General features: G+C 55.8%; 13 protein-coding genes. 5 read left to right on the top strand and 8 right to left on the bottom strand.

Annotated features, from left to right (window positions below; genetic code table 11):
• Window positions 1-142: 142 nt before the first annotated feature.
• Genes AC6I8W_RS11225 through AC6I8W_RS11215 form a run of 3 tightly spaced genes read left to right on the top strand, consistent with a single transcriptional unit; the run spans window position 143 to window position 3,281 of the window.
• The gene (locus AC6I8W_RS11225; RefSeq protein WP_497835078.1) at window positions 143-2,764 is read left to right on the top strand and encodes a YdbH family protein; all 2,622 of its coding nucleotides are present in this window, start codon (window positions 143-145) and stop codon (window positions 2,762-2,764) included.
• Complete coding sequence (locus AC6I8W_RS11220) at window positions 2,761-2,949, top strand: YnbE family lipoprotein (protein ID WP_013509194.1); 189 nt, start codon at window positions 2,761-2,763, stop codon at window positions 2,947-2,949. Before AC6I8W_RS11225 ends, AC6I8W_RS11220 begins: the two co-directional genes overlap by 4 nt.
• Before the next feature lie 11 nt (window positions 2,950-2,960).
• Entirely contained in the window at window positions 2,961-3,281 is a 321-nt protein-coding gene (locus AC6I8W_RS11215) for a YdbL family probable chaperone protein (RefSeq protein WP_497835077.1), read from the top strand.
• Window positions 3,282-3,335: 54 nt separating this feature from the next.
• Here AC6I8W_RS11215 and azoR read toward each other — a convergent pair whose 3' ends face one another.
• Window positions 3,336-3,935, bottom strand: a complete 600-nt coding sequence (gene azoR / locus AC6I8W_RS11210) for an FMN-dependent NADH-azoreductase (protein ID WP_497835076.1) — start codon at window positions 3,933-3,935, stop codon at window positions 3,336-3,338.
• Window positions 3,936-4,138: 203 nt separating this feature from the next.
• On the opposite strand from azoR, the gene hrpA reads away from it, so the two are divergent.
• The gene (gene hrpA, locus AC6I8W_RS11205) at window positions 4,139-8,035 is read left to right on the top strand and encodes an ATP-dependent RNA helicase HrpA (protein WP_497835075.1); all 3,897 of its coding nucleotides are present in this window, start codon (window positions 4,139-4,141) and stop codon (window positions 8,033-8,035) included.
• 45 nt (window positions 8,036-8,080) lie between these two features.
• Here the strand turns inward: hrpA and AC6I8W_RS11200 are convergent, their stop codons facing one another.
• The 6 genes from AC6I8W_RS11200 to rstA all read right to left on the bottom strand — a co-directional run bounded on the left by AC6I8W_RS11200 (window position 8,081) and on the right by rstA (window position 13,322).
• A complete protein-coding gene (locus tag AC6I8W_RS11200; protein WP_497835074.1) occupies window positions 8,081-8,887 on the bottom strand; it encodes a trypsin-like serine peptidase in 807 nt (268 codons plus the stop codon).
• Window positions 8,888-9,003: 116 nt separating this feature from the next.
• The gene (gene ydgU, locus AC6I8W_RS11195) at window positions 9,004-9,084 is read right to left on the bottom strand and encodes a small membrane protein YdgU (RefSeq protein ID WP_462982560.1); all 81 of its coding nucleotides are present in this window, start codon (window positions 9,082-9,084) and stop codon (window positions 9,004-9,006) included.
• Window positions 9,085-9,167: 83 nt separating this feature from the next.
• Window positions 9,168-9,611: an acid resistance repetitive basic protein Asr gene (gene asr / locus AC6I8W_RS11190; protein ID WP_021183150.1), complete on the bottom strand. Its 444-nt coding sequence runs from the start codon at window positions 9,609-9,611 to the stop codon at window positions 9,168-9,170.
• Window positions 9,612-9,793: 182 nt separating this feature from the next.
• Complete coding sequence (locus tag AC6I8W_RS11185; protein WP_497835073.1) at window positions 9,794-11,278, bottom strand: carboxypeptidase M32; 1,485 nt, start codon at window positions 11,276-11,278, stop codon at window positions 9,794-9,796.
• Window positions 11,279-11,292: 14 nt separating this feature from the next.
• A complete protein-coding gene (gene rstB, locus AC6I8W_RS11180) occupies window positions 11,293-12,600 on the bottom strand; it encodes a two-component system sensor histidine kinase RstB (RefSeq protein ID WP_497835072.1) in 1,308 nt (435 codons plus the stop codon).
• Window positions 12,597-13,322, bottom strand: coding sequence for a two-component system response regulator RstA (gene rstA / locus AC6I8W_RS11175; protein WP_013509186.1), 726 nt, complete (start codon window positions 13,320-13,322; stop codon window positions 12,597-12,599). Before rstA ends, rstB begins: the two co-directional genes overlap by 4 nt.
• Window positions 13,323-13,498: 176 nt before the next feature.
• On the opposite strand from rstA, the gene AC6I8W_RS11170 reads away from it, so the two are divergent.
• The gene (locus AC6I8W_RS11170) at window positions 13,499-13,912 is read left to right on the top strand and encodes a hypothetical protein (RefSeq protein WP_021183154.1); all 414 of its coding nucleotides are present in this window, start codon (window positions 13,499-13,501) and stop codon (window positions 13,910-13,912) included.
• On the opposite strand, the gene AC6I8W_RS11165 is transcribed toward AC6I8W_RS11170, so the two are convergent.
• Complete coding sequence (locus tag AC6I8W_RS11165) at window positions 13,909-15,300, bottom strand: basic amino acid/polyamine antiporter (RefSeq protein WP_497835071.1); 1,392 nt, start codon at window positions 15,298-15,300, stop codon at window positions 13,909-13,911. The genes AC6I8W_RS11170 and AC6I8W_RS11165 overlap by 4 nt on opposite strands.
• Window positions 15,301-15,429: the final 129 nt, after the last annotated feature.

Here is a 15,429-nt window from a genome sequence, read left to right as displayed (position 1 = left end):
CGGACAGGATAACGTTTTCTGCACAAAACAGCGCGATTTATCACGCAATGCTCGCGTGCTGCCGGCTAAAACCTTCATTTACCCGGCATAACATGCCATCATCTTCGTCAGGATTTTGTAAGGAACAGGAACGTTAGCTGCCATGACGCGGGGCCTTCGCCGAACACTTGCTGCGCTACTGGCGCTGATACTGCTGCTACTGGGATTGCTGCTGACGGTGACACAATGGCTGCCGCGGCTGGCGGGCATCTGGCTGCCACAAAATACCCGCGTGGAGCTGAACGGAGCGCCTGGTTGGCAGCAGGGCGGCCTCCATTTCCCGGAAGTGCGTTACCTCGCGGGTGATTGCGAACTGGCAAAAGTCAGAGATGTCAGCCTTGGTTGGCAGCAACAGCGTTGGCAACTGAATGCCCGGCAAGTACAACTCGACAGCAACTGCCTGCAATCGCTGCCGCAAAACACCACCCCAGGTGATGCACCACGCACGCTGGCACAGTGGCAGGCGATGCTGCCTGGCGCGGACATCCACCTCGATCAACTGGTTCTGCTGCCATGGCAACAATATGCCGGGCAGTTCGATCTCACCCTTGATAAAAAAGCACAGCAACTGCGCTATCAGGGCGAGAATCTTACCGTTGACGCCCGTCTGCAAGGACAGGAACTCCAGATCTCGCGGCTGACGCTGACACAGCCGTTGCTTCCCAAACCGTTGGATTTACAGGGTACGCTGACGTTACCCACTTTTGCCGATGGCCTGCCGATTGCCGGGGAGTTGAACGGCGATCTCAGTCTGACGCAATGGCCGCAGCCACTGCGGCTGGCGCTGAACTGGCAGCAGCAGCAAGGGACGCTGACGGTAAGCCAACAGGGCGACGATCAACCGTTGCTGCAACTGCCGTGGCAGATTGATGAACAACAGATTCGGATTGCGCAGGGGCACTGGCGTTGGCCGCAACCTGATCAACCCCTGTCGGGTGGTTTGGCGCTGACCTTAACCGGCTGGCAGCAGGGGGTGGAGCACACCCAGATTGCCGGCCGATTCAACCTGCTGACGCAAGGCAAAGGGGGCAAAGGCAACCTGGTGCTGAGCGTCGGACCTGGCACCCTCAGCTTGATCGACAGCGCCTTGCCGTTCCAACTCACGGGTGAAAGCAAATTTGCCAGCCTGCAATTGTATGGCGCGATCCCCGGCGAATTGCAGGGGATGTTGACCGATCCTCAACTGGTGCTGAAACCCGGAGCCTTACTACGTCTGCGTGGTCGGTTGCTATCGACGCTGGAGGTGGACGAGGCACGCTGGCCGCTGGCGGGGGTGACGATCAGCACCCAAGGCATTAACGGACGGTTGCAGGCGATCCTGCAAGCGCACGATCCCAGCTTTGGCCGTTTACGTTTGCATCTTGATGGACGTGCCAGTCAATTTTGGCCGGATAACGGACGCTGGAACTGGCGCTACTGGGGCGAGGGTAGGATGGTGCCGCTCAACGCTAAATGGGATGTCAAAGGCACCGGCAGTTGGCAGGACACCCTGATTAGCCTCGATACGCTGGATACCGGCTTCGACCAACTGGCGTATGGCATGGTGCAAGTTGGTAAACCACGCTTAACCCTGACCGCGCCAGTGCGCTGGCAGCGCGATGCGCAACAACCCAGTTTCGCGGGTGGCTTTGTGCTGAAATCCGGCCAGACGCAATTCAGCTATGGCGGCTGGCTACCGCCGTCAGAACTTGAGTTTTCCGCCAAAGGCAGCGATCCCAGCCAGTTTGTCTGGCGTGGGCAGCTCAAGGCAGGGGATATCGGCCCGTTGCGCGTCAACGGACGCTGGGATGGAGAGCGTCTGCGTGGCGAAGCCTGGTGGCCAGCGCAATCGCTGACGGTATTTCAGTCGCTGCTCAGTCGCGATTTGAAGATGCGCATTCAGTCTGGTCAACTTCAGGCGCAGGTCGCGTTCTCGGCCGCCGCCGAACAGGGTTTCGAGGCTGGTGGTCACTGGACGGTGAAAAATGGCAGCGTATGGATGCCGGATAGCGAAATCAACGGTATCGATTTTTCGCTACCGTTCCGCCTCAAGGCGCACCAGTGGCAGCTAGGGCGGCGCGGCCCGGTTTCTCTGCGTATTGCCGAGGTGAAAAACCAGTTTGCCTTGCAGAACATCACCGCCGATTTGCAGGGGCATTATCCGTGGCAGGAGCGTAAGCCGCTGACGCTATCAAACGTCAATCTTGACCTGCTGGGCGGCCACGTCAGCCTGCCAGAACTGCGTTTGCCACAGCATGAGGCGGCGCAGATTTCCCTGCGCGACATCGACCTCAGCCGCCTGATTACCGCCATCAAACCAAAGCAATTTGCCATGTCCGGCAAGGTAAATGGCGAGCTGCCGTTGTGGGTGAACAATCCGCGCTGGCTGATTGAAAAAGGCTGGATCGCCAACAGCGGTCCGCTGACGTTTCGCATGGATAAAGATATGGCCGATGCCATCACCAGCAACAACATTGCCGCAGGGGCGGCGATGGACTGGCTACGCTACATGGAGATTTCCCGGTCGTGGGCCACGCTGGATCTGGATAACTTCGGCAATTTGACCATGCAATCCGAGGTGAAGGGCACCAGCCAGTTCAGCAATCGCCGCCAGTCAGTCAATCTTAACTACCGTCATCAGGAAAACCTGTTCCAGCTGTGGCGCAGCCTGCGTTTTGGCGATAATTTGCAATCCTGGGTGGAGCAAAATGCCACCCTGCCATCCAAGAAGGATCCCCAACCATGAGCCTGAGGGCATTACTGGTGCTGGCAGCCGGGCTGCCACTTATCGGCTGCGTGCCGCGCATTGAAGTCGCCGCGCCGAAAGAGCCGATCACCATCAATATGAATGTGAAAATTGAGCATGAAATCCATATCAAGGTCGATAAAGATGTGGAAGCACTGCTGAAAAATCAAAGCGGTTTATTTTGAGGAGGGTGGCGATGAAAAGCAAAGGAATCGCCTTATTGTTGGCGATGCTATTGATCCCTTCTGCCTGGGCGTTAACGCTCGACCAGGCCCGTCAACAGGGACGGGTGGGGGAAACGCTCAGCGGTTATATTGCGGCTCGTCAGCAGGATAGTGAAACGCTGGCGCTGGTGAAACGTATTAACGAGGGACGTAGCCAGCAGTATCAGCGTGTGGCGCAGCAGAACAATTTGACCACCACTGAGGTCGCACGGATTGCCGGGGAAAAACTGGTGAATCGTGCAGCAAACGGTGAGTATGTGCAGGGAATTAACGGGCAATGGCTACGAAAATAGCCAAAAAAAGTCGGGCACTCAGGCCCGGCAAAAAGATAGCATTCTTTTTAACGCTTACGCAGCAGCAATCTCTTTGATCGCGTCTTTCGCATCGCTGGCCGCTTTGGTCGCCACTTCCGGACCGTAAGCGATACCTTCTGCAAACACGAAGTTCACATCGGTGATGCCGATAAAGCCGAGGAACAGCTTAACGTACGGGGTCAGCAGGTCAGTCGGGGTATCTTTGTGGATCCCGCCACGGCTGGACAGAATCACCGCGCGTTTACCTTTCACCAGACCTTCCGGGCCTGCTTCGGTGTAGCGGAAGGTCACGCCAGCACGAGCAATCAGGTCGAAGTAGTTTTTCAACTGAGTCGGGATGTTGAAGTTGTACATCGGTGCAGCGATAACCACCACATCATGAGCCTGTAATTCAGCAATCAGTTCGTCAGACAGAGCCAGCGCTTCCTGCTGACGTGGAGACAGCGGAGCGTCAGACGGACGCAGTGCACCCACCAGCTCACCGTCCAGAACCGGAATCGGGTTAGCTGCCAGGTCACGCACGGTGACTTCATCACCTTTGCTTTGGGCCTGTTCAACATAGAAATCAGCCAGTTGGTTGGACTGAGAGTAACCGGCGAGGATGCTGGATTTCAGAACTAATACTTTGCTCATGGTGTTTTCCTGTTTGTTACGCGGAAGGCTTACCGCTCAATGCGTTACACTCTACGGAGATCATCCGGTGGTGAAAAGCGCAATATTTCGAGAGCTATATTCGAATTTATTGAATAAGTCCGCACGCACGGTCAGGGCGGTGCAGGCAAATTATGCTATGATGCCGTCCATTAATTCGTTGAATACGCCGGTAATTCACCACTATGTCATCATCTGTTACTTCACCTTTGGCTCCTCTCTGGACGCGACTCGATAACCTGATGCTACGCGATCGCCAACGGTTACAACGGCGACTCCAGGGCGCGGCCAAAGTGAAAAAACCTGAAGCACAACAAGGGATTGTGGCCGAGCTGGAGCCTGAATTCTCCCGTGCGGAGCAGCGGGTGGCACAGCGTATGGCGGCCACGCCACGCATTACCTTTCCGGAAAACCTGCCGGTCAGCCAGAAGCAGCAGGTGATTGCGGAAGCGATCCGTGACCATCAGGTGGTGATCGTTGCCGGTGAAACCGGCTCGGGGAAAACCACCCAGTTACCGAAGATTTGTCTGGCACTGGGACGTGGGGTTAAAGGGTTGATTGGTCATACCCAACCACGTCGTCTGGCGGCACGCACCGTAGCAAACCGTATCGCAGATGAGCTGGAAACCTCGCTCGGCGGCTGCATCGGCTACAAGGTGCGTTTTAATGATCAGGTTAGTGACACCACCCAGGTGAAGCTGATGACCGACGGTATTTTGCTGGCGGAAATTCAGCAAGACCGTCAGCTGTTGCAATATGACACCATCATCATCGATGAAGCGCACGAACGTAGCCTGAACATCGATTTTCTGCTCGGTTATCTGCGTGAGCTGCTGCCGCGTCGCCCTGATTTAAAGGTGATCATCACCTCAGCGACCATCGATCCGCAGCGCTTTTCACGCCATTTTCATAACGCGCCGGTGATTGAAGTTTCCGGGCGAACCTTCCCGGTGGAGGTGCGTTATCGTCCGATTGTCGAAGAAGCCGAAGATACCGATCGTGACCAGCTACAGGCGATTTTTGATGCCGTGGATGAGCTGGGGCGGGAAAGCCGTGGCGATATCCTGATCTTTATGAGCGGTGAACGCGAAATTCGCGACACCGCCGATGCGCTGATGAAGCGTGATTTGCCGCATACCGAAATTTTGCCGCTGTATGCCCGACTGTCGAATGCGGAACAGAACCGAGTGTTCCAGTCGCACAGCGGAAGACGCATCGTGCTCGCCACCAACGTGGCGGAAACTTCACTGACCGTGCCGGGGATTAAATATGTGATCGATCCCGGCACCGCGCGTATCAGCCGCTACAGCTACCGCACCAAAGTGCAGCGTCTGCCGATTGAGCCGGTTTCTCAGGCGTCGGCTAACCAGCGTAAAGGGCGTTGTGGTCGTGTGTCGGAAGGTATCTGTATCCGCCTCTACGCCGAAGACGATTTCCTCAGTCGCCCGGAGTTTACCGACCCGGAAATTCTGCGCACCAACCTTGCGTCGGTCATTTTGCAGATGACCGCGCTCGGCCTTGGCGATATTGCGGCCTTCCCGTTTGTTGAAGCGCCGGATAAACGCAATATCCAGGATGGGGTGCGTCTGCTGGAAGAACTGGGGGCGATCACCGTCAATGAGGACGGCCACTACAAACTGACGGCGTCAGGACGTCAACTGGCGTTGCTGCCGGTCGATCCGCGTCTGGCGCGCATGGTGCTGGAGGCGCAGAAATTTGGCTGCGTGCGTGAAGCGATGATCATCACCGCTGCGCTGTCGATTCAGGATCCGCGTGAGCGTCCGGTGGAAAAACAGCAGGCATCGGACGAGAAACACCGGCGATTTGCCGATAAAGAGTCCGATTTTCTCGCTTTCGTCAATCTGTGGAACTATCTCCAGGAACAGCAAAAGGCGCTGTCGGGCAACCAGTTCCGCCGTCAGTGTAAAAGCGACTATCTCAACTATCTGCGCGTACGTGAATGGCAGGATATCTACACCCAACTGCGTCAGGTGGTGCGTGAACAGGGTATGCCGGTCAACAGCGAGCCTGCACCTTATCGTGAAGTGCACTGCGCATTGCTGAGTGGTTTGTTGTCGCATATCGGCCAGAAAGATGCCGATAAACAGGAGTTTACCGGTGCACGCAATGCCCGTTTCTCCATCTTTCCTGGTTCCGGGCTGTTTAAGAAGCCGCCGAAGTGGACCATGGTGGCGGAGCTGGTGGAGACCAGCCGTCTGTGGGGGCGCATTGCAGCACGCATCGATCCGGAGTGGATCGAACCGCTGGCGCAACACCTGCTGAAGCGCAGCTACAGCGAACCGCACTGGGAAAAAGCCCAGGGCGCGGTGATGGCGAACGAAAAAGTGACGTTGTACGGTTTGCCGATTGTGCAGGCGCGTAAGGTTAACTACGGCCAGATTGATCCCCAATTGAGCCGTGAGTTGTTTATTCGTCATGCGTTAGTCGAGGGCGACTGGCAGAACCGTCACGCCTTCTTCCGCAACAACCAAAAGCTGCGCAGCGAAGTGGAAGACCTGGAACATAAATCACGTCGCCGCGACATCCTCGTCGATGATGAAACCCTGTTTGCCTTTTATGATCGCCGCCTCGGCAGTGAAGTAGTCTCCGCCCGGCATTTCGACAGTTGGTGGAAAACAGCCAGCAAAGACAACCCGGACCTGCTCAGCTTTGACAAGCAGATGCTGATTAAAGATGGTGCGGAGAAGGTCAGCCAACTGGATTACCCGAATTTCTGGCATCAGGGCAACCTGAAGCTGAAACTCAGTTACCAGTTTGAACCGGGTGCAGACGCTGACGGGGTGACGGTGCATATTCCGCTGCCGTTGCTGAACCAGGTGGATGAGGGGGGATTTGAGTGGCAGATCCCTGGCGTACGCCGTGAGCTGGTAATTGCGTTGATTAAGTCGTTACCGAAACCGGTGCGACGCAATCTGGTGCCTGCGCCGAACTATGCGGAGGCGTTCCTCGGACGCGTCACCGTGCTGGAGCTGCCATTGTTGGATGCGCTGGAACGTGAGTTTCGTCGTATGACCGGTGTCACTATTGACCGCGAAGCCTGGCAGTGGGATCAGGTGCCCGATCATCTGAAAATGACCTTCCGCGTGGTTGACGAACACAATCGTAAGTTGCAGGAAGGCAAGGATCTGCATCAGCTGAAGCTGGCGCTGAAAGGCAAAGTGCAGGAAACCCTGTCTAAAGTGGCGGATGACGGGCTGGAACAGAGCGGCCTGCACATCTGGAGCTTCGGTGATTTGCCGCAAAGCTATGAACAGAAGCGTGGCAGTTATCAGGTCAAGGCCTGGCCGGCGCTGGTGGATGAGAAAGACAGCGTCGCCATCCGCCTGTTCGATAGCGAACAGGAGCAGCAGAAGATGATGTGGCGCGGCCAGCGGCGTTTGCTGCTGCTGAATATCCCGTCACCGATTAAATATTTGCATGAGAAGCTGCCGAACAAGGCCAAACTCGGTCTGTACTTTAACCCCTACGGTAAAGTGCTGGAGTTGATTGATGACTGTATCGCCTGCGGCGTGGATAAGCTGATGGGTGAAGCCGGTGGTCCGGCGTGGCAGCAGGAGAATTTCGAGCAGCTGCGTGACAAAGTACGTGCCGAGCTGAACGAAACGGTGGTCACCATTGCGAAGCAGGTGGAACAGATCCTGACCTGCGTATTCAATATCAACAAGCGGCTGAAGGGCCGGGTGGATATGTCGCTGGCGCTGGCGTTAGCAGATATCAAAACTCAGATGAGTGGCCTGGTGTACCGCGGTTTCGTCACCGGCAATGGCTGGCAACGGCTGGCGGATACTTTACGTTATTTGCAAGGCATCGAACGCCGTCTGGAGAAGCTGCCGGTCGATCCACACAGCGATCGCGCGCGGATGCTGAAGGTGCAGGCGGTGGAGCAGGCGTGGCAGAGCTGGCGTAACAAGCTGCCGCCACAGCGTCAGGATGATGCAGAGGTGCTGGCGATCCGCTGGATGCTGGAAGAGTTACGCATCAGCTACTTTGCCCAGCAACTGGGAACCCCGTATCCGATTTCGGATAAGCGTATTGTGCAGACCATGGAACAAATAGGGTGATCCCCGTCGCGGCGTGATAAATCGCGCCGCGACGGCCTGAAAATGTTATTGCGCTAACGCTTCCAGCTTGTCACGGAACGAGGTGACAGCAATGGCGCGGTTATCTGCGCGATAACGGTCGGCGGGTGCGGGGGCAGAGCTTTGTACCGCAATCAGCTGCCAACCATCATCTTTCTTCAACAATAACGGTGAACCACTGTCGCCAGGCAGGGTATCGCATTGATGCGACAGCACCGCGCGTTGTGCCCAGCCGGTGATCAGGCAATCGCTGTGTGAATACAGCGTATCAAGGTGGTCTTCCGGGTAACCCGCCTGCGTCACTTTACGTCCTGTGGCTTTTAACGCATCGGTTAAATCGCCACGCGATCCGTCAAACAACGGAATCGGGGTGATCGCTGAGGGCGGATTGTGCAGAATGACTAAGCCGTAATCAAAAGGGGCGGCGTCAGGTGGTACGATCCAGCCTTCGCCATCGGCTTTTAATTTATGCGCCAGCGACGGCTCCACGCGGGCATCAATATCATGGATTTCATAGCGCCAGCCTTTGCTGCCTGCCATAAAACGCAACGCCACCGGTTTATCGAACTTACCGGGTGGGGTGAGCAGACAGTGACCAGCGGTTAACGCCAGATGGGCTGAGATCAGGGTTGCGGTGCACAGGTTGCCGCTTTCGGTCTCCAACTGGCCGATGGCGTCCCAGGGGGCAGCGCTGACATCGCTGATGGCTTTGCGGTGATCCTTGCCAAAGAACAGGGTTTTGATGTCATCAGGACTGGGTCCGTCTTCATCATCGGCATGTGCTGCGAGGTTAAAACTGAAAATACCAACAAGTAACAGGATAGCCAGGCGCATAGTTCTCTCAATGGCGAGAATAAGTAGAGGTTTTTGTCATCACGCTTGAGCGATAACTATAGTCGGTGAGCGGTAAAAAAGGGAGAAATATTGGAATAATCAGCACGCTACAACGACTAAATAAAAAAACTGGCTGCGACAATGCCGCACAGGATCACCACAATCAAAATGATTTCGAAGCGATAGCGACGCACCATATTCCGCTACTCCAGTAAACAAACACCCGGCAGAACCGGGTGTTTTCAAACATTAATGCAAGGTCGGGCGCGCGAAGGCAACCTTATTTAGCGGCTTTTTTGGTCGCTTTTTTGTGGTGCTTTTTAGCAGCCTGAGCTTTCTGTGCAGCAGGTTTAGTTACTTTTTTGTGGTGCTTTTTAGCAGCCTGGGCTTTCTGTGCAGCCGGTTTGGTGGCTTTTTTGTGGTGCTTTTTAGCAGCCTGGGCTTTCTGTGCAGCCGGTTTGGTGGCTTTTTTGTGGTGCTTTTTAGCAGCCTGAGCTTTCTGGGCAGCCGGGGCTTTCTTCGCTACTTTTTTGTGCTTCTTGGCAGCCTGAGCTTTCTGAGCAGCGGCTTTCTTGTGTTTGTGCGTAGTCGCTTTATGTTTAACCGGTGCAGCAGTGGTGGTTGCAGCAGCAGCCGGAGCCGGAGTAGCAGTGGTTTCAGCGGCGAAAGCTACAGAAGACAGACCCATAGCAGCGGCGATCACCAGCGCAAATAATTTTTTCATTGCAAATTCCTCGAACTATTTTTTCATGTGTAGCCCACTGCGGGGCCGGTGAAATGACTATATGAAATCGCAGCAGTTCTTTCCGTGAGGGATTGGTATCGGCGTGTAACGGATTGTACAAAGGTAGTGGCGCGATTTATCGCGCCTTTTTGGGAACGTTATATGCGCGATAAATCGCGCCGCTACGCCAGGTAACGTTGTTCAAGATGCTGACGGAAATAGTCAGGATTTAAACGTTCGCCGGTGGCGTTCACCAGTAACTGTTGGGTCGGGAAACGGCTGCCGTGCTGCCAGATGTTTTGTTGCAGCCAGTCAAACACCGGTTGCAGCTCGCCCTGTTGAATCAGTTCACTGACCTGCGGCAGCGCGCGTTTTACCGCCTGGAACAGTTGGGCGGCATACATCGCGCCTAAGGTGTAAGTCGGGAAGTAACCAAAGGCACCGTCCGTCCAGTGGATGTCCTGCATACAGCCGTCGCGATAATTACCACGGGTATCGATACCCAGCGACTGCTGCATTTTTTCGTCCCACAGCGCCGGGATGTCGTCGACTTCGATCTCACCCTCAATCAACGCACGCTCGATTTCGTAACGCAGGATGACATGCGCCGGATAGCTCAACTCATCGGCGTCGACACGAATAAAGCCAGGTTTCACGCGCTGGGTCAGACGGATAAAGTTTTCACTGCTCAGGGCGGGTTGATCACCCATCAGGGCGATCACTTGCGGCTGGATATGCTGGAGAAACTCACGGCTGCGGCCAAGCTGCATCTCCATAAACAGGCTTTGCGATTCGTGCATCGCCGTGGAGCGCGCATGGGCAACCGGTTGACCGCGCCACTGCTGTGGCAGATTCTGCTCATAACGCGCATGGCCGGTTTCGTGGATCACCCCCATCATGGCGCTGAGGAAGTCGTTCTCATTGTAGCGGGTGGTGATGCGCACATCTTCGGGTACCCCGCCACAGAACGGGTGGGCGCTGACGTCGAGGCGGCCATGATTAAAATCGAAGCCCAGGGTACTCATCAGGCTCAGGCCAAGCTGTTTTTGCGCGTCAATGGCAAAGGGACCAACCGCAGCGAGGGTGGTCTGGTGCTGCTGCTTTGTTACCACCTTTTGCAGTAAGTCCGGCAGCCAGCTTTTTAAATCACCAAAGGTCTGGTCGAGTTGAGCGCTGGTCATCCCTGGTTCGAACACATCCAGCAGGGCATCGTAGCGCGAGACGCCCAACGCATCGGCGCGCAGTTGTGCTTCTTCGCGGCTCAGCTTAACCACTTCTTTCAGGTTGGCGGAGAAACCTTGCCAGTCATTGGCGGGACGCTGGCTGCGCCAGGCATGTTCACAGCGTGAACCCGCAAGGGATTTGGCTTCCACCAACGAGGCCGGGAGCAGGGTCGCTTGCTGCCAGGCGCGATGCATTTCCGTCAGGTTTGCCTGCTCCACATCGTTAAGCGACTCCTGCTGTGCCGCAGCAAACAGGCCGCCAAGTCGTTTATCGGTCAGCAGTTCGTGCATAAACACGCTCAGTTCTGCCATAGCTTCACCACGGGCGCGGCTACCACCGGCTGGCATGGTGGTTTGCATATCAACGCCAGCGATGGCGCCTAAATGACCGAAACGGGACAGGCGCAGAAAAGTGCGGCTAAGTTCCTGATAAGCTGAGGACACGGGCAAACTCCTTGTTAAGTTAAGCGCGACGGGATTTCTCGCAAGGGTAAATCAACCGGCCAGCAAAAGCGAACGCTGGCACCGCCCAGCGGGCTGCTTTCAATGGTGACACTGCCCTGTAACGCCAGCGCGATGGAGTGGACAATCGCCAGCCCCAGCCCGCAGCCACCGGTAGCGCGATCGCGACTGGGATCGAGACGGACAAAGGGTTCAAACACACGCTCACGTTCTTCCTGCGGGATGCCGGGACCATCATCCTCCACCTGTAGGCAACCGACGCTACCGTCAAACCACAGGCTGACGCGTAACCGTGACTGCGCGTAACGCAGCGCATTGTTCACCAGGTTATCCAGCACGCGTTCCATCAGACGGGTGTCGGCGACACCGTAGTTTTCACGTTGCGGGATGTCGAGATCGATCTGCGCCTGGGGATTGATCGCCTGCACATCTTCAATGTGCAGCCGCAACCATTCGGCGAGATCAAAAGATTTCAGGCTGAGATCGACCCGTGGACGATCGAGGCGTGCATAGGTCAGTAGCTCCTCAATCAGGCTTTCTAACTGGCCGATATCACGATTCAGGGCGGCGGATTCGCTTTCGCTCAGATTTTCGCTCATCTCCAGCCGATAACGCAGCCGCACCAGCGGGGTACGTAGTTCGTGGGCGATGCCGTCGATCAGCTGCTTTTTGCTGGCGACCAGCGTATTGATGTTATCGGCCATCTGGTTAAACGCCACACCGAGGCGGAACAGGCTGGAAGTGCTGTCGAAATGGGTGCGCACATCCAGTTCGCCCCGTCCGAAGCGCTGCGCTGCTTTCTCCAGCCGCAGCATCTCTTTCCAGTGCGGGCGCATCCAGATAAACACCGGTAACGCCAGCGACATACCGATAAACGCCAGCAAGGCGATATCCAGCAGGCGCATCTGATGCAGATAAAACAGGTAAGGGATCGGCCCAACCGACAAAACATAATGGCTACGCGGGATGTGTTGCAGGAAGGTGTACTGATCGTCGAGCGCGACGATTTCACCGGCACGCAGCCGCTTCATATCCGGCTCATCCAGTTCGTATTTACTCATCGGCTCAATGTGCAGGGCAAACGAGAGATCGAGATCGAGGCTGCGAATGGTTTTGTTCCAGTCACGCGGCGGTATCTCGCGCAACTCGCTACGCATCAAAAATAGCGAACTGGCCATCAAATCGTTCATCGACTGGCGTCCGGCACGTTCGGCGGTGAATTTGTACACCAGCCCAACCAGCAGGGTCATCACCAGAAAGCAGACAAACAGCAGCAAGTAGAACTGGATAAAGAGCTTTCTCATGCGGAACGGGTATCCCAGGCCTGCGGCGCGAACAGATAACCTTTGTTACGGATGGTTTTGATGCGGAACGGCTCGGTCGCGCTGTCGTATAATTTCTTGCGCAGGCGTGAAATTGCCACATCAATGCTGCGATCCATCCCGTCATAGCTGACGCCGCGTAGGGTTTGTAACAGCGCATCACGATTGAGGATCTGTCCGGCGTGGTTCGCCAGCTCCCACAGCAGATCGAAATCAGCAGTCGACAGGGTGATGTTTTCGTCAAACAGCGTCACCTGGCGGTTCAGCGCGTCGATGGTTAGAGAGCCAAAGCGCAACACTTTTTGCGAGCTTTGTACCGCCGGTGTCATTTCCGGCTGGCTAATGTGCGCCTGCCGTAAATGGAGACGCAGGCGCGCCAGCAGCACAGCGGGCGGAGTGGTTTTGAGAATATAGTCGTTGGCACCCATTTCCAGCGCCAGAATGTGGTTCATATCGCTATCGAGCGAGGTCAGCAGTACAATCGGTCCCTGCCAACTGGCGCGCAAATCGCGGCACAGGGTCATACCGTCTTTGCCGGGTAGCATGATATCCAGCATCACCAGGTCGGGATCGGCGGCGGCAATGGTGGCCTCAGCGCGGTCGCCGCGCGTTTCCACGATGACGTCAATGTCATGACGTCCAAGGTAGGCGGCAATCAGTTCACCGACTTCCGGTTCATCTTCCACATATACAATCTTGTTCATAATCCACTGCAACTGGTGAGTATGGACAGCAGCATAGCTTTTTCGACACTTCAGCTCTATGCCACAGCACGAAATATCCTTTGCTCTCTGGTATCTGCACGGTGAAATGTGCCATTATTACCGACGCGTTGTGCGCAAGGTTTGGAACCGTAATGAAAAACAGGAGGAGTGCGAGGGTGTCTGATAAAGAGCTGGCTTCAGCCGGATACAGTGACCGCATCTGCTTCAATTACAGTGATTTCCTTTCCGCCTCGTGTAAAAAACGCTGGAGCTTCGTGGATGCCATCTACGGTGTGCTGCCGATTTTTGGCATGGTCACCCGTAAATCTGCACACAGTTTACAGGCCAGCGATGACCATCTGAAAGAATTAGCATTACAAATCATTTCCACTCAGGTCAGTGACGAGATTAACATTGCTCGCCTGATCACCCTTGCTGAACAACAGCACATCAGTCGCTTTGATATCCAGTTACCTTATCCGCTGTCGGCGGAGCAGCTTGATGCTATTCATCATGAATACCGTAAGCCGCTCAACCTGACACAGCAGGGTGACCTGCTGTGTGTCACTATTCCTGGCAAGCCGCACTAACGCGTTAATTGCCACACGGCGGGCAGTGACGCGGCCATTAACATCACGATCGCGATGCGTTCCAGCTGTGACAGCGTTTTGCTGGCACGGGCACCCCGACGTGCGTAGAGAAACAGCAACACGCCCGGTGCGTAAAGCACCACCGACAACAGCAGATGCAACGGGCCGGAGGCGTACAGCAGCCAGAGGCCATACAGGCTGGCACCGATGCCGGTCAGCATCAACAGCGGTTTCTGCTGACCGCGTACCACCTTGATCAGATACAGGCCGACCAGCAGATAAGGTACGAGGATCATCTCGGAAGCGATGGTCAGCAGGGTGTTGTAATCCGCGCCGGTGACGGCAATCAGAATCAGACACACCTGCACGCTACCGTTCGTCAGCCACAGTGACGCGGAAGGGGCGTTGTGGTGATTCTGACCGGCGATGCTGCGTGGGAAGGCACCTTGTTGCGCCGCAAGGAATGGCACTTCAGCGGCCATAATGGTCCAGCTCAGATACGCGCCGCACACCGAGATAATCAACCCAATAGCAATCACCGCGTCGCCCCAGTGGCCGATCAGATGCTGCATTAAGCCCGCCATTGAGGGATTACGCATCTGTGCCAGTTCGGCACGCGGCACCACGCCAAGCGACAGCAGCGTCACCAGCAGATACACCAGCAGCGCGGCCAGCACCGCCAGCAGCGTGGCGCGTCCGACATCCTTCTTATGTCTGGCGCGGGCCGACACCACCACAGCGCCTTCCACGCCGATAAATACCCACAGGGTGATTAACATGGTCTGCTTAACCTGCTCCCACAGTGGTTTACCGAGGGCAACCCCACTGAAATCGAGACGGAAGCGATCCAGGTTAAACGCCAGCACCGCCAGTACCACAAACAGCAGCAACGGCACCAGTTTACCGAGCGTCGCCAGCAAATTAATACTGGCCGCAGTCTGCACTCCACGCAGCACCAGCGCATGGACCAGCCACAACAGCACCGAAGCACCGAGCATCGCCTGCCAGGTGTTGCCAGCGCCAAATACCACGTGATCGGGAGTGTCGGTGAAAAAGCTCAGGGCAGAAAAGACGATCACCAGATAAGAGACGTTGGCGATCACCGCGCACAGCCAATATCCCCACGCCGAGCAGAAGCCCATCAACTCACCAAATCCGGCGCGGGCATAGGTGAAGATACCGCCATCCAGCTCTGGCTTGAGACGTGTCAGAAACAGCATCGCCAGTGAGAGCAACAGAATACCGACGCCGGTGATCAACCAACCAATTAGCAACGCCGCCGGACCGGCCACCGCCGCCATATTTTGTGGCAGGCTAAACACGCCTGCGCCGAGCATTGAACTGAGTACCAGCGCGGTGAGCGCACCAAGACCTAATTTTTTATCCAAAACGCCATTCCTGAGCAGCAGAGTCTGCTGGGTAAAAAGGATTCCGCTGGAGATTAATGCGATAAATTGTCGCTATTAACACGGAATGCCCTGAAAATCAGGCGGCAGATTTTACGGAGTGTGCTACGG

This window comes from Pantoea sp. X-Soil-TKNS-1211 (assembly GCF_059730495.1).
Note: the sequence above shows the minus strand (reverse complement) of the source record. Positions and strands in the feature narration are given on the sequence as shown.